We start from the raw sequence: 19161 nt of genomic DNA on the forward strand, positions 1-19161 counted from the left end.
ACAAAAGGAGCATTGCCCCTCATGCGTATCACCAAGCTGTTCGTGTCGGTTGGGTTGGCATCCGCCAGCCTGACCTGTGTTGCGGCCCCGGACGCCACAATCCAAGCGATCTTGACCAAGAACAATTGCCTGGCGTGCCACGCGGTTGACCGCAAGGTCGTCGGCCCCTCATACAAGGACGTGGGCGCCAAGTTCAAGGACGAACCCGGCGCCGCTGCCCTGCTGCTAGGGAAAATCAAGAATGGCAGTGCGGGCACCTGGGGACCTGTGCCGATGCCGCCGAACCCCGGAATTTCAGCCGAGGACGCGAAAAAGGTCGTCGACTGGATACTTGCCGGCGCGCCAGGCTGACGCAGAACATGATCGAAGCTCCACTTTTGGATCGCCGCAAATCTCCTTCGCTACGGTCAACATCGACCGCCTCGTCAGGCATGGACGGCCCGCCCGAAGACCGGCACGGTCGGCCTCTGCATGACTTGCGCATTTCGGTCATAGACCAGTGCAATTTTCGTTGCACCTACTGTATGCCCCGAGATCAGTTCGGCGCGGATCATTCATTCCTGCGCCGCGAAGAGCTGCTGACTTTTGATGAGATTGAGAGAGTCGCAAGCGCCTTCATCAGCCTGGGCGTACGTAAGGTCAGGGTCAGCGGGGGTGAACCGCTGCTGCGCAAAGACGTGGAGCATCTTATTGCGCGACTGGCGGCGTTGCGTACGCCGTCCGGCGCGCCGATTGATCTGGCCATGACCACCAACGGGTCTTTATTGGCACGCAAGGCCCGGGGGCTGGCCGCCGCCGGGTTGCGGCGTCTGAACGTCAGCCTTGACGCGCTTTCGCCGTCCATCTTTGCGCGGGTCGCGGACACGACTGCTTCCGTGGATGATGTATTGGCGGGTATAGCCGCAGCCCAGGCTGCGGGCATCCCGCACATCAAGATAAATATGGTGGTGCACCGTGGTGTGAATGACGATCAGATCCTGCCGATGGCCCGGCGCTTTCGCGGAACCGCGCACGCGCTGCGCTTCATCGAATTCATGGATGTCGGTGCGACCAACGGTTGGAATGCCTCGGCCGTCCTGCCGTCCGACGAAGTCCTAAAGAGAATACATGCCGTTTTCCCGTTGACACCCTTGGCGCCTACGGTGCGCGGCGAAGTCGCCCGCCGCTGGGCTTACCAAGACGGTCAAGGAGAAATCGGTTTGATTTCTAGCGTCAGCCACCCATTCTGCGGCGATTGCTCAAGGGCAAGGCTCTCGGCCGACGGCAAGCTCTATACCTGTCTGTTTGCCGAACAAGGCGATGACATACGTTTGCAATTGAGGTCGGAGTCGAATCCACAAATGCTGATCAACGGCTTGGCTGAGCGGTGGCGATCCCGCAACGATCGATACTCAGAGGTTCGAACGTCACAACCACGCCAACACAAGATCGAGATGAGCTACATCGGCGGCTAGGTAGCCGCCGAGGCGCCAGCATTTTTCTTGGCGCCACGAAGCGGCTTCTTATTCGGGATGATGTCGCAGTCGCAGTGACCCGCCAGCGCAGCGATGACCGGCGCGCACGCCTCGGGGTGGCCATGGCAGCAATCGGTCAACATGAACGACATCAACGAGCCCATGACGCCTACGTCGGCACGATATATGATGCTTCGCCCCTGGCGGTCTCCCCAGATCAAGCCCGCGCGGGCAAGCACCGACAGATGCTGCGACACCGTGTTGTGGGGGCCCTCCACCATTTCCGCGATGGCGCCCGCAGGCACCCCTTCCGGCTCGCGCGCCATCAAAAGGCGAAAAATCTCGAGCCGCGTTGGCTGAGAAAGGGCGTGGAATGCGCTTAGCGCGTGCTGGAAAGACACTCCGTCCCGAGGTAAATCCGGGTTGAAATGGCTGGCAACCGCTGGGGAAGGCGTGGACGTGCTGGCGATGGGCATGGAAATTCGATAAGTCGGTAGTTCTGTATATCCGGACAGACTATATCGCATAGATGACAGATTAGTGTCAGCAACATCTGACATGCTAAAGCGGCCGCCGCAAAAAAATTGGGGCGAGTGCCAGCCCCCCAGCATCGCCCCGCAAAGTCGTCGACGAATCGACGATGTTGGCCCTACTTATGGTTTTGGGTATCAGGTTCCGATACGGCCGCCGTCATCCTTCGTAATCACGATCGTCGCGGAGCGGGGTCGTTTGCCCGCTCCATACCCAGCATTGCTTGGCCATTGGCTGGTGTACTTGGAAGGATCAGCGAGGTTGGCTTGGTCCGTGTTTTCGCCAGGATGTTGGATGTTGACAAAAATGGCCTTGCCATCAGGGGTTTCGCAGAATCCCGTAATTTCGCATCCAACCGGACCCACCAGAAAGCGCTTGAGCTGCTCTGGCGCTGGCGGCTTACCGACATAGGTATCCACCGTAAGCGTGCTGCCGTCCCCCTCGGGATACGCCAGGGATTTCTTCGCCCCATCACCAACCTGCCCGGGGCGCGCGGCCAACATCATGCAGTTGGTCACGTCGGTGTAGGCGCCGTCATCGGTCTGCAGCCAGCACAGACCCGTTACCGCACTGAACACCAGACCATCCGGGCTTGAAAAGTCCTGGTCATCGGTAAGACTGGACAGGTTTACGGTCGTGACATCGGCGTCGGCTTGCGCGCCGAACAGGTACACATCCCATTCGAAGCGATCGCCATCACCGGCCGCTGCCAATTCCTTGATACGAATGATGTGTCCGTTGGGGTTGCCAGACTGGCTAGCGCCACCCTTCATATCGGTGTACACGCGAGGATTGGCGGAGTCGGGCTCATACTGCGAGCCGGTGGGATCAACGCGGCGGCTGCTGTTGTTCGTCAACGTGCAATAGAGTTCGCCGTTCGCGGGGTTCACGCCACACCATTCGGGCCGATCCATCTTAGTTGCACCGGCGGCATCGGCCGCCAACCGGGCATTGACCGCCACATCGGCCTGATCGGAAAAGGGGTAGGTCGCATACCCGCTGACCGCCGAGTTCTGCATCGACAGTTCCAACCACGAGCCGGTGCCATCTTCTGAGAACTGGGCCGCAAATAGTGTGCCGTTATCAAGGTACTTGTCGCCCACAGAGATACGACTGATCGCGTCTGCGTCCGCGGGATCCCAATTGGCCGACGAGACCCACTTGTAGAGGTACTCGCCACGAGCGTCGTCGCCCATATATACGATGATCGGTTGACCCGCGACTGCCGTGCGGAAAGCGGCCGATTCATGGGCAAACCGGCCCAAAGCCGAGCGCTTTTTCGCCTTTCTGCTGCGGTCGTAAGCATCCACCTCGACGACGTAGCCCTGGCCGTTCATCTCGTTGCGGTAGTCATCGCTACCGTCAGCCGACGCGCCAGACTGGCTGATTATCCAGCGAGCATATCGATCGTCCGCGCCGGCCGATTCCCAACCGTGGCGCGACGCAGCGCCTTGATTGCGTCCATAGCGCCGAAGCGAGGTGACAGATTTGTCATTCCCGCGGGCGGCATCGTCCGCAGCGTCTCGCGTGAAATAGCCGTACCAGTTTTCCTCGCCAGTCAGAAAGGTGCCCCAAGGGGTCTTTCCCGTGCCGCAGTTGTTGAGCGTGCCGCGCGTACGCGTCGCGTCGGGCGAGTACTTCGTCACCAGCAGCGGGTTACCTCGGGCGGGGCCGGCGATCTCGACTTCGGAAAGCGCCGTGAGCCTGAAATTGAACAACGAATCGGGAACCGTACCCCAGGCATTGCCGGCTTTCTTTACCTCGACAACCGACACTCCATGAATGGCGATCTCCTTGTCAACCTCGGCGGCTGGCCGGGGTAGCGTATTCGTGCCCCCATTTGCATGCAGGAAGAACGAACTGAGCCCTTCGTTCGTCGTGGCCTCATGGTTGACCGCCAGCAGCCCGCGATCCGTCGAGCTTGCCGACGGCCGGTTGTCAGCACCAAGGCCGAACCATTCCATGCCATCGTGGTGGTCACCAGCACGCTTGTCGAAATCGTTGTCCGTGCCATCGTTCTTGTAGGCAAGCACCCCCTCAGCGAGCGGGTCACCCAAGCCATAGAGGGGTCGTCTCAGAAAACGGAAAATAAAGCACGCTAAGGCATAGCCGAACCTGCCAAGCTTGCTCCACCCTGTAGTGACGCGATCAGCGGGCAGGAAACGTTCCCCCTTCGCGCATGGCAGGCGCACACCAACTCAGACAGCACGGCCTCCATGCGCGCCAGGTCAGCCATTTTCTCGCGCACGTCCTTGAGCTTGTGCTCGGCCAGACTGCTGGCTTCCTCGCAATGGGTGCCATCCTCCAGCCGCAGCAGCTCGGCGATCTCATCCAGGCTGAAGCCCAGCCGCTGGGCTGATTTCACGAAGCGCACCCGCGTTACATCCGCCTCGCCATAGCGGCGGATGCTGCCATAGGGCTTGTCAGGCTCCAGCAACAAGCCCTTGCGCTGATAGAAACGGATGGTCTCCACATTGACCCCGGCCGCCTTGGCGAAAACGCCAATGGTCAGGTTCTCCAAATTGTTTTCCATATCGCTTGACTCCGTACATGAGTACGGAAGTAAGGTTACGCTATCCAATTTCAATTCGAAAGGACAAGCGCATGTCTGAACCAAAAACCGGGCGCGGCGCGCTCTTCACTGGAGGGCTTGCCGCCATCCTCGCCTCGGCTTGCTGCCTCGGGCCGTTGGTTCTGATCGCCTTGGGGTTCAGCGGCGCTTGGATCGGCAACTTGGCGGTGTTGGATCCCTATCGCCCCATCTTTATCGGCGTGGCGCTGGTGGCGTTGTTCTTCGCCTGGCGGCGCATCTACCGGCAGGCAGCGGCCTGCAAACCGGGTGAGGTCTGCGCGATTCCCCAAGTGCGAGCTACTTACAAGCTCATTTTCTGGATCGTGGCCGCGCTGGTTCTGGTCGCGCTCGGATTTCCCTACGTCATGCCATTTTTCTACTGATCGGAGTTCACCATGAAGAAACTGTTTGCCTCCCTCGCCCTCGCCGCCGTTGTTGCCCCCGTCTGGGCCGCCACCCAGACCGTCACGCTGTCCGTACCGGGCATGACCTGCTCCGCCTGCCCGATCACTGTCAAGAAGGCGATTTCCAAGGTCGAAGGCGTCAGCAAAGTTGACGTGACTTTCGAGACACGCCAAGCGGTCGTCACCTTCGACGATGCCAAGACCAGCGTGCAGAAGCTGACCAAGGCAACCGCAGACGCGGGCTATCCGTCCAGCGTCAAGCAGTGAGTCACTGAAAACGGCACCGCAGCACAACGGACGTCATGGTCTGGCGCCACAAACGATAAAGGATCTGTTGCATGACCCATCTAAAAATCACCGGCATGACTTGCGACTCGTGCGCGGCGCACGTCAAGGAAGCGCTGGAAAAAGTGCCAGGCGTGCAGTCGGCGCTGGTGTCCTATCCGAAGGGCACAGCGCAACTCGCCATCGTGCCGGGCACATCGCCGGACGCGCTGACTGCCGCCGTGGCCGGACTGGGCTACAAGGCAACGCTAGCCGATGCGCCACTGGCGGACAACCGCGTCGGACTGCTCGACAAGGTGCGGGGATGGATGGCCGCCGCCGAAAAGCACAGTGGCAACGAGCCCCCGGTGCAGGTAGCGGTCATTGGCAGCGGTGGAGCCGCGATGGCGGCGGCGCTGAAGGCCGTCGAGCAAGGCGCGCAGGTCACGCTGATCGAGCGCGGCACCATCGGCGGCACCTGCGTCAATGTCGGCTGTGTGCCGTCCAAGATCATGATCCGCGCCGCCCACATCGCCCATCTGCGCCGGGAAAGCCCGTTCGATGGCGGTATTGCGGCAACTGTGCCTACGATTGACCGCAGTAAGCTGCTGGCCCAGCAGCAGGCCCGCGTCGACGAACTGCGGCACGCCAAGTACGAAGGCATCCTGGGCGGTAATCCGGCCATCACCGTTGTGCACGGTGAGGCGCGCTTCAAGGACGACCAGAGCCTTACCGTCCGTTTGAACGAGGGTGGCGAGCGCGTCGTGATGTTCGACCGCTGCCTGGTCGCCACGGGTGCCAGCCCGGCGGTCCCGCCGATTCCGGGCTTGAAAGAGTCACCCTACTGGACTTCCACCGAGGCCCTGGCGAGCGACACCATTCCCGAACGCCTTGCCGTAATCGGCTCGTCGGTGGTGGCGCTGGAGCTGGCGCAAGCCTTTGCCCGGCTGGGCAGCAAGGTCACGGTCCTGGCGCGCAATACCTTGTTCTTCCGTGAAGACCCGGCCATCGGCGAGGCGGTGACAGCCGCTTTCCGTGCCGAGGGCATCGAGGTGCTGGAGCACACGCAAGCCAGCCAGGTCGCCCATATGGACGGTGAATTCGTGCTGACCACCACGCACGGTGAATTGCGCGCCGACAAACTGCTGGTTGCCACCGGTCGGACACCGAACACGCGCAGCCTCGCGCTGGACGCAGCGGGGGTCACTGTCAATGCGCAAGGTGCCATCGTCATCGACCAAGGCATGCGCACGAGCAACCCGAACATCTACGCGGCCGGCGACTGCACCGACCAGCCGCAGTTCGTCTATGTGGCGGCAGCGGCCGGCACCCGTGCCGCGATCAACATGACCGGCGGCGATGCGGCGCTCGACCTGACCGCAATGCCGGCCGTGGTGTTCACCGATCCGCAAGTGGCGACCGTGGGCTACAGCGAGGCGGAAGCCCACCACGACGGGATCGAGACCGACAGCCGCACCTTGACCTTGGACAACGTGCCGCGTGCGCTCGCCAACTTCGACACACGCGGCTTCATCAAGTTGGTTATCGAGGAAGGCAGCCATCGGCTGATCGGCGTACAGGCGGTCGCGCCGGAAGCGGGTGAACTGATCCAGACGGCGGCTCTGGCCATTCGCAACCGCATGACGGTGCAGGAACTGGCCGACCAGTTGTTCCCCTACCTGACGATGGTCGAGGGGTTGAAGCTCGCGGCGCAGACCTTCAACAAGGATGTGAAGCAGCTTTCCTGCTGCGCCGGGTGAGAAAAAGGAGGTGTTCAATGAACGCCTACACGGTGTCCCGGCTGGCTCTTGATGCCGGGGTGAGCGTGCATATCGTGCGCGACTACCTGCTGCGCGGATTGCTGCGCCCGGTGGCGTGCACACCAGGCGGCTACGGCTTGTTCGATGACGCCGCCTTGCAACGGCTGTGCTTCGTGCGGGCGGCCTTCGAGGCGGGCATCGGCCTCGACGCGCTGGCGCGGCTGTGCCGGGCGCTGGATGCGGCGGACGGCGACGAAGCGGCCGCGCAGCTTGCCCTGCTGCGTCAGTTCGTCGAGCGTCGGCGCGAAGCGTTGGCCGATCTGGAAGTGCAGTTGGCCACCCTGCCGACCGAGCCGGCACAGCACGCGGAGAGTCTGCCATGAACAACCCCGAGCGCTTGCCGTCCGAGACGCACAAACCGATCACCGGCTACCTGTGGGGCGGACTGGCTGTGCTGACTTGCCCCTGCCACCTGCCCATCCTCGCTGTCGTGCTGGCCGGCACAACCGCCGGTGCTTTCCTCGGCGAGCATTGGGTCATCGCGGCGCTCGGTTTGACCGGCCTGTTCCTTCTGTCCCTGTCGCGGGCGTTGCGGGCATTCAGGGAAAGAGAATGAGCGCTTTCCGGCCGGATGGATGGACGACGCCGGAACTGGCCCAAGCGGTCGAGCGCGGGCAGCTTGAACTGCACTACCAGCCCGTCGTCGATCTGCGCAGTGGTGGGATTGTCGGCGCGGAAGCCCTGTTGCGCTGGCGTCATCCGACGCTTGGACTATTGCCACCGGGCCAGTTCCTGCCCGTGGTCGAATCGTCCGGCCTGATGCCTGAAATCGGCGCTTGGGTGCTGGGCGAAGCCTGCCGCCAGATGCGTGACTGGCGAATGCTGGCATGGCGACCGTTCCGGCTGGCCGTCAATGTTTCGGCGAGCCAAGTGGGACCGGACTTCGACGGGTGGGTAAAGGGCGTGCTGGCTGATGCCGAGTTGCCCGCCGAGTATCTCGAAATCGAGCTGACCGAATCGTTCGCGTTTGGTGATCCGGCGATCTTCCCCGCCCTGGACGCCTTGCGGCAGATCGGTGTGCGCTTCGCCGCCGATGACTTCGGGACGGGGTATTCCTGTCTGCAACATCTGAAGTGCTGCCCAATCAGCACGCTCAAGATCGACCAATCGTTTGTCGCCGGGCTCGCCAACGACCGCCGCGACCAAACCATCGTGCACACCGTGATTCAGCTTGCGCACGGGCTGGGCATGGATGTGGTGGCTGAAGGCGTGGAAACATCGGCGAGTCTTGATCTATTGCGACAAGCGGACTGCGACACAGGACAAGGCTTCCTGTTCGCGAAGCCAATGCCGGCGGCGGCATTCGCCGTCTTCGTCAGTCAATGGAGGGGTGCCACCATGAATGCAAGTGACTCGACCACCACCAGTTGCTGCGTGTGCTGCAAGGAAATCCCGCTCGATGCCGCCTTCACCCCGGAAGGCGCGGAATACGTCGAGCACTTCTGCGGGTTGGAGTGTTATCAACGCTTCGAAGCGCGTGCCAAGACAGGGAACGAAACCGATGCCGATCCGAACGCCTGCGACTCGCTACCGTCAGATTGAGGCATACCCTAACTTGGCGTCAGACCATCCGGCGCTAAATCGTCAGAATAGAGTTGCCTTCCGAATTGATTGACATACGCCGTCAAGGGTCATAGATTTCTTCCTGACACATTTCCCTCAGGAGGATACCTTGCACGGTCAGCGCATCGGTTACGTCCGCGTCAGCAGCTTCGACCAGAACCCAGAACGGCAGCTCGAACAGATCCAGGTGGATAAAGTGTTCACCGACAAGGCGTCGGGCAAGGACACACGGCGGCCCGAACTGGAACGGCTGCTCGCCTTCGTGCGCGAAGGCGACACGGTCGTGGTGCACAGCATGGATCGTCTGGCGCGCAACCTCGACGACCTGCGCCGCCTGGTGCAGGGCCTCACCCAGCGCGGCGTACGCATCGAGTTCCTTAAGGAGCATTTGACCTTCACCGGCGAGGACTCGCCGATGGCGAACCTGATGCTGTCGGTAATGGGCGCGTTCGCCGAGTTCGAACGCGCCTTGATCCGCGAGCGGCAGCGCGAGGGCATCGCGCTCGCCAAGCAGCGCGGGGCCTACCGTGGCAGGAAGAAATCCCTGTCGTCTGAGCGTATTGCCGAACTGCGCCAACGTGTCGAGGCTGGCGAGCAAAAGACCAAGCTGGCTCGTGAATTCGGAATCAGTCGCGAAACCCTGTATCAATACTTGAGAACGGATCAGTAAATATGCCACGTCGTTCAATCCTGTCCGCCGCCGAGCGCGAAAGCCTGCTGGCGTTGCCGGACACCAAGGATGAGTTGATCCGTCACTACACGTTCAGCGAAACCGACCTCTCCATCATCCGGCAGCGGCGCGGCCCGGCCAACCGGCTGGGCTTCGCCGTGCAGCTCTGTTACCTGCGCTTTCCTGGTGTCATCCTGGGCGTCGATGAGCCGCCGTTTCCGCCCTTGTTGAAACTGGTCGCCGACCAGCTCAAGGTCAGCGTCGAAAGCTGGGACGAATACGGGCAGCGGGAGCAGACCCGGCGCGAGCACCTGGTCGAACTGCAAACGGTGTTCGGCTTCCAGCCCTTTACCATGGGCCACTACCGGCAGGCCGTCCAGTTGCTGACCGAGATGGCCTTGCAGACCGACAAGGGCATCGTGCTGGCCAGCACCTTGATCGAGCACCTGCGGCAGCAGTCGGTCATTCTGCCTGCCCTCAACGCCGTCGAGCGGGCGAGCGCCGAAGCAATCACCCGCGCCAACCGGCGCATCTACGATGCCTTGGCCGAACCGCTGTCGGACGCGCATCGCCGCCGCCTCGACGATCTGCTCAAGCGTCGGGACAACGGCAAAACGACCTGGCTGGCCTGGCTGCGCCAATCGCCCGTCAAACCGAATTCGCGGCACATGCTGGAACACATCGAACGCCTCAAAGCGTGGCAGGCGCTCGACCTGCCTTCTGGCATCGAGCGGTCGGTGCACCAGAACCGCCTGCTCAAGATCGCCCGTGAGGGTGGCCAGATGACGCCCGCCGACCTGGCCAAGTTCGAGGCGCAGCGACGCTATGCCACCCTGGTGGCGCTTGCCATCGAGGGCATGGCCACCGTCACCGACGAAATCATCGACCTGCACGACCGCATCCTGGGCAAGCTGTTCAACGCCGCCAAGAACAAGCATCAGCAGCAATTCCAGGCGTCCGGCAAGGCGATCAACGCCAAGGTGCGGCTGTTCGGCCGCATCGGCCAGGCGCTGATCGAGGCCAAGCAGGCGGGCCGCGATCCGTTCGCCGCCATCGAGGCCGTCATGTCCTGGGATGCCTTCGCCGAGAGCGTCACCGAAGCGCAGAAGCTTGCGCAGCCCGAGGACTTCGATTTCCTGCACCGCATCGGCGAAAGCTACGCCACGCTGCGCCGCTACGCGCCGGAATTCCTTGCCGTGCTCAAGCTGCGGGCCGCTCCCGCCGCGAAGGACGTGCTCGACGCCATCGAGGTGCTGCGCGGCATGAACAGCGACAACGCCCGCAAGGTGCCCGCCGACGCGCCGACCGAGTTCATCAAGCCGCGCTGGCAGAAGCTGGTCATGACCGACACCGGCATCGACCGGCGCTACTACGAACTGTGCGCGCTGTCGGAGATGAAGAACGCGTTGCGTTCCGGCGACATCTGGGTGCAGGGGTCGCGCCAGTTCAAGGACTTCGAGGACTACCTGGTGCCGCCCGCGAAATTCGCCAGCCTCAAGCAGGCCAGCGAATTGCCGCTGGCCGTGGCCACCGACTGCAACCGGTACCTGAACGACCGGCTGACGCTGCTGGAAACACAGCTTGCCACCGTCAACCGTATGGCGACGGCCAACGAGCTGCCGGACGCCATCATCACCGAGTCAGGCTTGAAGATCACGCCGCTCGACGCGGCGGTACCCGACACCGCCCAAGCGCTGATCGACCAGACGGCAATGATCCTGCCGCACGTCAAGATCACCGAACTGCTGCTGGAGGTGGACGAATGGACGGGCTTCACTCGGCATTTCGCGCATCTGAAATCGGGCGACCCGGCCAAAGACAAGAACCTGTTGCTGACCACGATCCTCGCCGACGCGATCAACCTGGGCCTGACCAAGATGGCGGAGTCTTGCCCCGGCACGACCTACGCCAAGCTGGCTTGGCTGCAAGCCTGGCACATCCGCGACGAAACCTACGGGGCGGCGCTGGCCGATCTGGTCAACGCACAGTTCCGCCATCCCTTCGCCGAGCACTGGGGCGACGGCACCACCTCATCGTCGGACGGCCAGAACTTCCGCACCGGCAGCAAGGCCGAGAGCACCGGCCACATCAACCCGAAATACGGGAGCAGCCCAGGGCGGACGTTCTACACCCACATTTCTGACCAGTACGCGCCATTTCACACCAAGGTCGTGAACGTCGGCGTGCGCGATTCGACCTACGTGCTCGACGGCCTGCTGTACCACGAGTCCGACTTGCGGATCGAGGAGCATTACACCGACACGGCGGGCTTCACCGATCACGTCTTCGCCCTGATGCACCTCCTGGGCTTCCGCTTCGCGCCGCGCATCCGCGACCTGGGCGACACCAAGCTCTACATCCCGAAGGGCGACGCCGCCTATGACGCGCTGAAACCCATGATCGGCGGCACGCTCAACATCAAGCACGTCCGCGCCCATTGGGACGAAATCCTGCGGCTGGCCACCTCGATCAAGCAGGGCACGGTGACGGCCTCCCTGATGCTCCGAAAGCTCGGCAGCTACCCACGCCAGAACGGCCTGGCCGTGGCGCTCCGCGAGCTGGGCCGCATCGAGCGCACGCTGTTCATCCTGGACTGGCTGCAAAGCGTGGAACTGCGCCGCCGCGTGCATGCCGGCCTGAACAAGGGCGAGGCGCGCAATGCGCTGGCCAGGGCAGTGTTTTTCAACCGCCTGGGTGAAATCCGCGACCGCAGTTTCGAGCAGCAGCGCTACCGGGCTAGCGGCCTCAATCTGGTAACGGCTGCCGTCGTGTTGTGGAACACGGTCTATCTGGAACGGGCTGCGCACGCGCTGCGTGGCAACGGCCATGCCGTTGATGACGCGCTGTTGCAGTACCTGTCGCCGCTCGGTTGGGAGCACATCAACCTCACCGGCGATTACCTCTGGCGCAGCAGCGCCAAGATCGGCGCGGGCAAGTTCAGGCCGCTACGACCGCTGCAACCGGCTTAGCGTGCTTTATTTTCCGTTTTCTGAGGCGACCCCGATCAAAGCCATCTGAGGCGGTTGAAGGCACTTATCGAACGCTACGAACCCGGTCTGTTTTCCGAGCATCTCGCCTGGTCTTCGCATGACGCCGGATACTTGGATGACCTACTGCCGGTGCCGTATACCAATGAAGCGCTTCAGCGCATTTGCCAGCACGTTGATGAAGTGCAAACGTTCCTGGGGCAACAGATGCTCCTGGAGAACCCTGCCACCTACGTCCAGTTTCAGGAAAGCACCTGGGGCGAGGCGGCTTTTATCCGCGAGATCGTCCGCAGGACCGGATGCGGCCTGTTGCTCGATGTCAATAACGTCTATGTGGCGTGCACGAACCAACGGTGGGACGCACTCGGCTATCTACAAGATTTTCCCTTTGGCGCAGTGCAAGAAATCCACCTTGCTGGCCATTCGTGCCAAGTCGATGAAAAAGGGCGCCCTTTGTTGATCGACTCGCATGACCAGCTCGTCGACGAGGAAGTCTGGAAGCTGTTTCGACGAACAATTACGTATACGGGCCCAGTGGCGACGCTGATCGAATGGGACGCCAAGATCCCTAAATGGCATGAGCTTCAGGCACAAGCTGCACGGGCTGATGGGCTGATGCGGAACCTCTTGTCTACACAGGAGCGCAGCTATGCTACCCCTGGATGAACGCCAGCGAGATTTCGCGAAGGCGCTGCTCGATACCGATAGGGCGATGCCGGTCGGGATAGTCGGGCCGGATGGAGAGCGCAGTCACCAGCGCTTTTCGGTATACACGAACAATGTCTTTGTCGGGCTGATCGAAGCACTACGGGCGAACTTTCCCTGCGTCGAAAGGCTTGTCGGAGACGAGTTTTTTACAGCGATGGCACGTGCTTTCGTAGTCACCAATCTGCCCGACTCTCCGGTTCTCCTGCACTACGGTGCCGGGTTTCCGGATTTCATCGCCGCGTTCTCGCCCGCCGCGCCCTTACCTTATCTGGCCGATGTCGCTCGAATTGAGCATGCGGCAACCGAGGCCTATCACGAGCGCGACGCAGAACCCTTAGCGCACCGCACTCTCGCAAGCGTACGACCTGACCAGGCACCCATGCTGCGGTTCGGGCTTCACCCCTCCGTGCGCCTGGTGCGTTCGCCCTACCCTGCCTTCACGGTCTGGCGGATGAACGCGCCAGATGGAACGCTGGCACCCGTTGACCTCTCTGAAGCGCAGGACACGATGGTGCTGCGGCCCGACGCCGAGGTGGACGTGCGCCAGGTACTCCCCGCGAGCTATGACTTCGTGGCTACGCTCGGCCAAGGCCTGACGCTAGCGCATGCCACGGAAGCAGCCCTCGCCACAGACGTCGATTTCGACCTGTCGCAGAACCTGCGGGAACTGATCCAGATGGGCGCTTTTGTTAGCTTCGAATGGGAAGCAGGGGAGAAAAATCGTGAGTAACATTGAAACGGTGAAAGCTTGGCCTGGAATACTCAGCTCGGCCAACTGTGGATTGCACTGGTTGTCAAAAATCGCCGGCATGACCGCGCCCCTGTTCCTTCGGGTGGCGCTAGCCTTGCCCTTCTTCAAGTCCGGCCTCACCAAATGGGACGGCTTTCTGTCGCTGTCCCCGGCCGCGAGCTTCCTGTTCCAAGAGGAATTCAAGCTACACCTCTTCGGGCAGGTTTATGACTTACCCGCTCCGTATATGCTTGCCTTCGCCAGTGGCTCGGCCGAGATCATTTTGCCGATCTTGCTGATTCTCGGCCTCGGCACACGCCTGAGCGCCCTGGGTCTGCTCGGCATGACTGCGGTGATCCAGCTCATCGTGCCGGACGGATGGGCGAACTTCCACTTGCCCTGGGCGACGATGGCAATTGCGCTGATCGCCATCGGGCCGGGCCGCCTATCGCTCGATCATTGGATTCGCGGTTTCTTGGAACGTCGCCAAGCTTCGCCCAGATCAGGAGGTTAGTATGCTTGCACTACGCGCCACATCCCTTGTGATGGCATGTTGCTTTGCTTCGGGGGCCGGAGCCGCCGATGGCATGATTTCGGTACGGAGCCCGTACAGCGTCAAGGAGACGGTTGACCGCTTCGAGACGGCCGCCAAATCCCGCGGTCTCAACATCTTCCTGCGCCTGGATCACGCGCAGGGCGCGAAGAAGGTCGGTAAGGACTTTCGGCCAACCGAACTTCTGGTGTTCGGCAATCCACAGGGTGGCACACCCCTGATGGAATGCGCGCAAACTGCCGGCATCGACTTGCCGCTCAAGGCGCTGGCTTGGGAAGACGCGACCGGGCAAGTCTGGATTGCCTACAACGATCCGAAGTATCTCGCGTCGCGCCACGGTGTCGCCAACTGTGGCTCCATCGTGGCAAATATGTCAACGGCGCTGGGCGACATGACGCAGGAGGCAATTCAGAAATGAGCGCACTCGCCCATCTTGGCCTCGCCTTTGGGGCAATGCAGAACCTGCTTTTCTCCGCCGGCTTGCCGCTTCATTGCATCCTGGCGGTGCTGAGACGACCAAGCGCCTTGGTCGGTTGACGAGGTTAAACGCCTCATCGCACGTGCTCGACATTACCTGCGGCAAAGGTGACAGCGCCTTGGTTTTGGCTGAAGCATTCGGCGTCCGCGTTACCGGCATCGACGCCAGTTTAAAGAACGCGCTGGAGGCGCGCGCAGCGGCGCGCAAACACGGCTGGGACAATCAGCCCAAATTATGGTGGACAACGCGTCACGGCTTGGGATCGCGGGCGCTTCCTACGTTCTAATGACAGCGTCTCGACGGCTCTCGCCGTAGCATGGGAGCTGCCTTTATTCTGTCTGTGCTGGCAGTGCGTAAGACGCGAAGGCTGCATCCACAGTCGTATCGAAAAGGTGATTGGTGTAATTCGAAATCGTCTTGACTGCGATGGCGAGCACGATCTGTAGCACCTGCTGCTCGCTGTAGCCTGCTTCCGCGAATGCCTGCAAACTTTCGTCGGATGGGTTGCCTCGTGTTTGGACCATGTCCTTGACCAACGCGGCAAGGATACGCAGCTTCGGATCATCAATCGTTGTGCCCTCACGGATTGCTTGAATTGCCTGCTTTGGTACCTTCGACACCTTCTCGGCGATCATACTGTGGGCAGCTACGCAGTAATGGCAGGAGTTTTCCCGGCTGATGACCAGCAACACGACTTCTTGCTCGGCCGGCGTAAAACCAGACTCCTTGCGAAACCAGTCGTAGCCATGGAGGTAGGTCGAGAGCACGCCAGGGGAGTGGGCCATTTCCGCATACATGTTGGGAACGAATCCCTGCGTCTTGTGCGCGTTGCTCAGAAACTCGCGACTCTTTGCAGGGACGGTGTCTTTGGTAAGAAGAGGCAGTGTCAGTTTGGCGTGCATGGCGTGCTCCTATGCGGAAGTATTCCGGCTTCCAGATTGGGTTTGATGATGGCGAAGTTGGGCGAGACGTCGAAGTCGCGCGGGGCGAACAGGCTGTGGTGCCGCACATGAAGGATCTCCTCCATACAGCCGCGACACGTCGCGTCCTGCGACGGCGCGATCTCAATCAACGGCAAGATCGGATAGCGAATCGACTGGAACGCTTGGGCGATCAACGTCGAGCAGATGGCGCGGGTGGGGTCGCCGCTGCCAAGACCGAGCATGCGGCGGCGCCACCGCACAGGCACTGGTGGCGTGGGCAGAAGGTATCGGGCCAGGTCGATCACATTCTTCAAATCGTACTGATGGCCCAAACGGGCCATCGCCGTACCGATCAAGGTGTCGATCTCGGCAGCGGTCAGGCCCACAGGCCGACAGACACGAGTATGCAGACCGGCGAACTCCGTCACGCTGACCAGACGCACGCCCTCACATAGATCGGCCTCAAGAAAGCAACGGGGCAGCCCTTCGGCATCAGCCGGTCTGTCGGTCGTGCCGACAAACAGCGCCGCGTGTAACCAAGTGGATTGGGTCAGGTACTTGATTGCAACGCTGACCCGGCTCTGGCCTTCCACCAGCAGAACGTCGCCGGACCGCAGGCACGTCATGAGAATATCTGGATCGGTCGGTGGCGCAACGCTATGCGCGTGGTGGGGCTGACTGAGGTAGCGGCTCAGTCCTTGCCCACAGCGGCGCGCGAGACCGTCCAAGATGCGTCCCATGGTGTCACTCGGTCGAAATGAAGGTGAACTTTGGGCGGAACATGGTTCAGAACCTCGTCGTTAATCGTGTGAGCCAGGCCGGCGAATGTTCGACAAGCCATGCTTCAATTAGCTTGTCGGCGCCCGTCAAGATCAGCACTGCAAGGGCAAGCATGACGGCACCCATCAGGACTTTCCCGACCTTGCCGGCCTGCACAAGCTTGGATCGCGTGCGGCCCAAGGCGGTGCGCGACACATAGGCCAGCGCCACCAGGGGCAATGCCGCACCGACGCCGAACACCGCCATCATCGAACCTGCCTGCGCCAGGTTCGTGCCCTGACTGGCCAAGACGATGGCTGCTCCAAGCGTCGGCCCCACGCAGGGACTCCAGACCACGCCAAGAACCAGCCCCACCACGAACTGCCCCGGCAGCCCGTCCAGCTGGATGCGAGAGAGCAAGTTATTTCCGGCGTTGCCGATGCCTGAGGTCAGCGATGAGAAACGCTGCTGGAGAGCGCTGAACATGAGCACCACTCCTAGCAACCCCAGGACGGTCGCGCCCAAGCCACGAAAAATCGTAGTGTCAATGCCAAGCGAAGCACCTGCCCAGACCAGCGCCGTACCGACAATGGCATAGGACAGTGCAAGTCCAGCCGCCAGAACCAAGGGCCCATGCCGATGGGAGTTGATCGCCGAACCAATCAGGATCGGCACAATGGGCAGGACGCAGGGCGAGAGTGTGGAGACCACCCCCGCGAGCAGGCCAAAGCCATAGGAGCCAAGGCCGAGCGTCATCACCGCATGGTCTCCTGAATCAGGCCCTCGATGCCAGTCTCGGTGGTGTCACCCACGGTGCGGGCCACTTCCTGGGTGCCCTTGAAACCCACGAGCGTGCTTTGCATCGTGACCTTGAAGGCCCGGACGGCACCCTTTTCGCTATCGAAGTCCACGGTCAGCAAGCTCACATCCTTGTAGGCAGGTTGCTTCATCAGTTTTTCCAAGATCGGCTTCTGCGCCTTGCAGGTGGGGCACCACGTCGCGGTGACGTCCACCACCACGGGCCGGCCGGCTTGCGTAAGGCGGTCGAACTCCGTTTGGCTGAATGGCTTGATCTCCCCGGCGGTGGCGATACCAGCGAATGCGAAAAGGGCAAGAATGGTGATAGATGAACGGAACTTCATGTCAGCAAGCCTCTCTTTGAGCAATTGGGAAGGATTGGCCCCGTAGTTGAAAGCCCCCTCCTCTCAATAGAGGTTTAAGACGCCAAAAATGGTTCGCGTTGTGGATGAATAATGATGTGTGGGAACGATGTCCGATGGTCATTCCTCGTCGAGCGTCGCTCAATAGGCCATTGTGCGAACCGTTTAGTGGGTGACTCCTCTCTTAGTAGGAACCCACAGCAACGAACGGAGCCCCCTCATGTATTGCAGTACCTCAGTAACGGCGCAATTGGTCCGCGGTGCCCTGGCAGTTGCAGCTATTGTCGGAGCAATTCTATTAACGCCACACTATTGGCCGGCAGCTGGCCTTGTCGGATTGGCGATCTATTTCATGCGGGGATGTCCCGCCTGTTGGCTCGCCGGGCTGATTGAGGCCCTTCGCGCCCGAGATGAGAGAAAGGCCCAGTAATCAACATCCAAGCAGGATCGTCGCAACAGTTCAGGCGAATGCGGCAGGACCTTCTGTAGCCCTGCCTCTAGAGTGCAGATACGCCGAAGTGACCCGCCTTCCCGCCCGCGCCTCCGAACTGGCACGCGGTCGGGCTTCGGTGAGATCCGTACTGCCAGACGTGACCACGTTTGGCCATGATCGCCGTCACATCCATCGGCGAGGCGAGCGCACCGCTTGTAGAGGACCTTGAATTGTCGCAAGTCCGAAATTTCAGCGGCGTCAGTAGTGTGGATCAAATATCAGACTCCAGGCGGAAAAATCAGAGAATTGTTCCGCGCGGTACGTGGCTCGCGTCCGTGTCTGCCCCATAGCTGAGTACGTGGCCCGCGCGTATTTTCGGCGAAGTCCAGCATGCCTGCTAGCGCTAGCTGCACACGCCGATATGTCTCTGCAGCCGCGAACCCCTTAGCATGCTTTAGCCCTCTATTGGAGGAGGAGTATCTCCGTCATTACGACTCGATATTTCTTTCGGGGACCTGTTGCGATGAACGGATATTCGTCATCGCCAGCCCTGTGTTTCCAACCTTAAAGGAGCGCATCATGAAAAACCTCGCATCCCTTTTGCTTATTTCCGCCAGCCTGACCGCCACTGTCGCCCTTGCCCAGGACAACAACGGTAGCTCGTTGACTCGAGCCCAGGTCGCGACTGAATTGCAAGCGGCTAAAGCTGCTGGCCAAGTAAGTTCTGGTGAACTTGACTATCCACCCACCACCTACCGGGCTAGCACGCTGACCCGTAGTCAGGTTACGGCTGAACTACAAGTCGCCAAAGCGCGTGGGCAAGTAAGTTTCGGCGAACTTGAATTCCCGCTGTCTACAAGTACGGCAAGCTCGATGTCCCGCGAGCAAGTTCGGAACGCCGCGGTCGCCGCCCACGAAAAGGGTTCCTACACTTTCGGCGAACTGGACTATCAAGCCAGCTACATTCCGATTGACCCGTCACGTTGCTAAAGCACATGTCCTGCTTACGGGTCCGCCTGGCCTCGGCACGGCGGACCCAGGAGAAAGACCATCCGCCGGGTTGGGCTGGTTCGATCTATCAGCTGAAGCCTGGCATACCCGAGGCGAGGCCAGGAGGTAATCCGCATGATGGCATCCTTTCAAGCCGCCCCT

Annotated in this window: 23 protein-coding genes; 16 read left to right on the top strand and 7 right to left on the bottom strand. The window is 61.2% G+C overall.

From position 1 onward, the window contains the following. Nucleotides 1–21: 21 nt before the first annotated feature. Together AT699_RS28540 and moaA are read left to right on the top strand one after the other, a co-directional pair. Entirely contained in the window at nt 22–351 is a 330-nt protein-coding gene (locus AT699_RS28540; RefSeq protein WP_006224616.1) for a c-type cytochrome, read from the top strand. Nucleotides 352–359: 8 nt separating this feature from the next. Further along, nucleotides 360–1454 (top strand): GTP 3',8-cyclase MoaA, encoded by a 1095-nt coding sequence (moaA, locus tag AT699_RS28545; protein WP_081247806.1) that lies wholly within the window; start codon nt 360–362, stop codon nt 1452–1454. On the opposite strand, the gene AT699_RS28550 is transcribed toward moaA, so the two are convergent. From AT699_RS28550 to AT699_RS28560, 3 genes are all read right to left on the bottom strand, one after another. After that, nucleotides 1451–1930 (bottom strand): ArsR/SmtB family transcription factor, encoded by a 480-nt coding sequence (locus AT699_RS28550; RefSeq protein ID WP_231690636.1) that lies wholly within the window; start codon nt 1928–1930, stop codon nt 1451–1453. The genes moaA and AT699_RS28550 overlap by 4 nt on opposite strands. A gap of 192 nt (nt 1931–2122) precedes the next feature. Next, nucleotides 2123–4042, bottom strand: a complete 1920-nt coding sequence (locus AT699_RS28555) for a PhoX family protein (protein WP_231690637.1) — start codon at nt 4040–4042, stop codon at nt 2123–2125. Nucleotides 4043–4083: 41 nt separating this feature from the next. After that, nucleotides 4084–4518 carry a mercury resistance transcriptional regulator MerR gene (locus tag AT699_RS28560; RefSeq protein WP_003131969.1) on the bottom strand — a complete coding sequence of 145 codons (435 nt, stop codon included), beginning with the start codon at nt 4516–4518 and terminating at the stop codon, nt 4084–4086. A 71-nt stretch (nt 4519–4589) separates the two neighbouring features. On the opposite strand from AT699_RS28560, the gene merT reads away from it, so the two are divergent. The 13 genes from merT (at nt 4590) to AT699_RS31765 (ending at nt 15020) form a co-directional block, all read left to right on the top strand. Beyond that, complete coding sequence (gene merT, locus AT699_RS28565) at nt 4590–4940, top strand: mercuric ion transporter MerT (RefSeq protein WP_006224622.1); 351 nt, start codon at nt 4590–4592, stop codon at nt 4938–4940. Nucleotides 4941–4952: 12 nt separating this feature from the next. Continuing rightward, the gene (gene merP / locus AT699_RS28570) at nt 4953–5228 is read left to right on the top strand and encodes a mercury resistance system periplasmic binding protein MerP (protein WP_003131987.1); all 276 of its coding nucleotides are present in this window, start codon (nt 4953–4955) and stop codon (nt 5226–5228) included. 71 nt (nt 5229–5299) lie between these two features. Continuing rightward, nucleotides 5300–6985, top strand: a complete 1686-nt coding sequence (merA, locus tag AT699_RS28575) for a mercury(II) reductase (protein ID WP_003156770.1) — start codon at nt 5300–5302, stop codon at nt 6983–6985. A gap of 17 nt (nt 6986–7002) precedes the next feature. Further along, a complete protein-coding gene (merD, locus tag AT699_RS28580) occupies nt 7003–7368 on the top strand; it encodes a mercury resistance co-regulator MerD (protein WP_000995360.1) in 366 nt (121 codons plus the stop codon). After that, nucleotides 7365–7601, top strand: a complete 237-nt coding sequence (merE, locus tag AT699_RS28585) for a broad-spectrum mercury transporter MerE (protein WP_003132004.1) — start codon at nt 7365–7367, stop codon at nt 7599–7601. Before merD ends, merE begins: the two co-directional genes overlap by 4 nt. Further along, nucleotides 7598–8587 carry a DUF3330 domain-containing protein gene (locus tag AT699_RS32515; RefSeq protein ID WP_058207509.1) on the top strand — a complete coding sequence of 330 codons (990 nt, stop codon included), beginning with the start codon at nt 7598–7600 and terminating at the stop codon, nt 8585–8587. The genes merE and AT699_RS32515 overlap by 4 nt, the downstream gene beginning before the upstream one ends. A 130-nt stretch (nt 8588–8717) precedes the next feature. Then, nucleotides 8718–9278: a recombinase family protein gene (locus AT699_RS28595; RefSeq protein ID WP_003124096.1), complete on the top strand. Its 561-nt coding sequence runs from the start codon at nt 8718–8720 to the stop codon at nt 9276–9278. A gap of 2 nt (nt 9279–9280) precedes the next feature. After that, the gene (locus tag AT699_RS28600) at nt 9281–12247 is read left to right on the top strand and encodes a Tn3 family transposase (protein ID WP_001138070.1); all 2967 of its coding nucleotides are present in this window, start codon (nt 9281–9283) and stop codon (nt 12245–12247) included. Nucleotides 12248–12301: 54 nt separating this feature from the next. After that, nucleotides 12302–12931, top strand: a complete 630-nt coding sequence (locus AT699_RS28605; RefSeq protein WP_058207510.1) for an MbnB/TglH/ChrH family RiPP precursor modification enzyme — start codon at nt 12302–12304, stop codon at nt 12929–12931. Continuing rightward, entirely contained in the window at nt 12915–13703 is a 789-nt protein-coding gene (locus AT699_RS28610; protein WP_058207511.1) for an HvfC/BufC N-terminal domain-containing protein, read from the top strand. Before AT699_RS28605 ends, AT699_RS28610 begins: the two co-directional genes overlap by 17 nt. Beyond that, a complete protein-coding gene (locus AT699_RS28615) occupies nt 13696–14217 on the top strand; it encodes a DoxX family protein (RefSeq protein ID WP_232254259.1) in 522 nt (173 codons plus the stop codon). The genes AT699_RS28610 and AT699_RS28615 overlap by 8 nt, the downstream gene beginning before the upstream one ends. A gap of 1 nt (nt 14218) precedes the next feature. Beyond that, nucleotides 14219–14674, top strand: a complete 456-nt coding sequence (locus AT699_RS28620; protein ID WP_058207512.1) for a DUF302 domain-containing protein — start codon at nt 14219–14221, stop codon at nt 14672–14674. A 142-nt stretch (nt 14675–14816) separates the two neighbouring features. Then, entirely contained in the window at nt 14817–15020 is a 204-nt protein-coding gene (locus AT699_RS31765; protein ID WP_232254258.1) for an SAM-dependent methyltransferase, read from the top strand. 43 nt (nt 15021–15063) lie between these two features. Here the strand turns inward: AT699_RS31765 and AT699_RS28625 are convergent, their stop codons facing one another. Genes AT699_RS28625 through AT699_RS28640 form a run of 4 tightly spaced genes read right to left on the bottom strand, consistent with a single transcriptional unit; the run spans nt 15064 to nt 17558 of the window. Further along, nucleotides 15064–15636 carry a carboxymuconolactone decarboxylase family protein gene (locus AT699_RS28625; protein WP_058207513.1) on the bottom strand — a complete coding sequence of 191 codons (573 nt, stop codon included), beginning with the start codon at nt 15634–15636 and terminating at the stop codon, nt 15064–15066. Continuing rightward, the gene (locus AT699_RS28630; RefSeq protein ID WP_058207514.1) at nt 15621–16397 is read right to left on the bottom strand and encodes a YiiX/YebB-like N1pC/P60 family cysteine hydrolase; all 777 of its coding nucleotides are present in this window, start codon (nt 16395–16397) and stop codon (nt 15621–15623) included. Before AT699_RS28630 ends, AT699_RS28625 begins: the two co-directional genes overlap by 16 nt. A gap of 46 nt (nt 16398–16443) precedes the next feature. Then, entirely contained in the window at nt 16444–17172 is a 729-nt protein-coding gene (locus AT699_RS28635) for a cytochrome c biogenesis CcdA family protein (RefSeq protein ID WP_058207515.1), read from the bottom strand. Next, nucleotides 17172–17558 (bottom strand): thioredoxin family protein, encoded by a 387-nt coding sequence (locus AT699_RS28640; protein WP_058207651.1) that lies wholly within the window; start codon nt 17556–17558, stop codon nt 17172–17174. Before AT699_RS28640 ends, AT699_RS28635 begins: the two co-directional genes overlap by 1 nt. Before the next feature lie 1030 nt (nt 17559–18588). Here AT699_RS28640 and AT699_RS31295 point away from each other — a divergent pair. Next, nucleotides 18589–18999 (top strand): DUF4148 domain-containing protein, encoded by a 411-nt coding sequence (locus AT699_RS31295; protein ID WP_081247813.1) that lies wholly within the window; start codon nt 18589–18591, stop codon nt 18997–18999. The last annotated feature ends 162 nt before the right edge of the window (nt 19000–19161 follow it).

This window comes from Achromobacter xylosoxidans, assembly GCF_001457475.1.
Taxonomy (GTDB): Bacteria; Pseudomonadota; Gammaproteobacteria; order Burkholderiales; family Burkholderiaceae_B; genus Achromobacter; species Achromobacter xylosoxidans.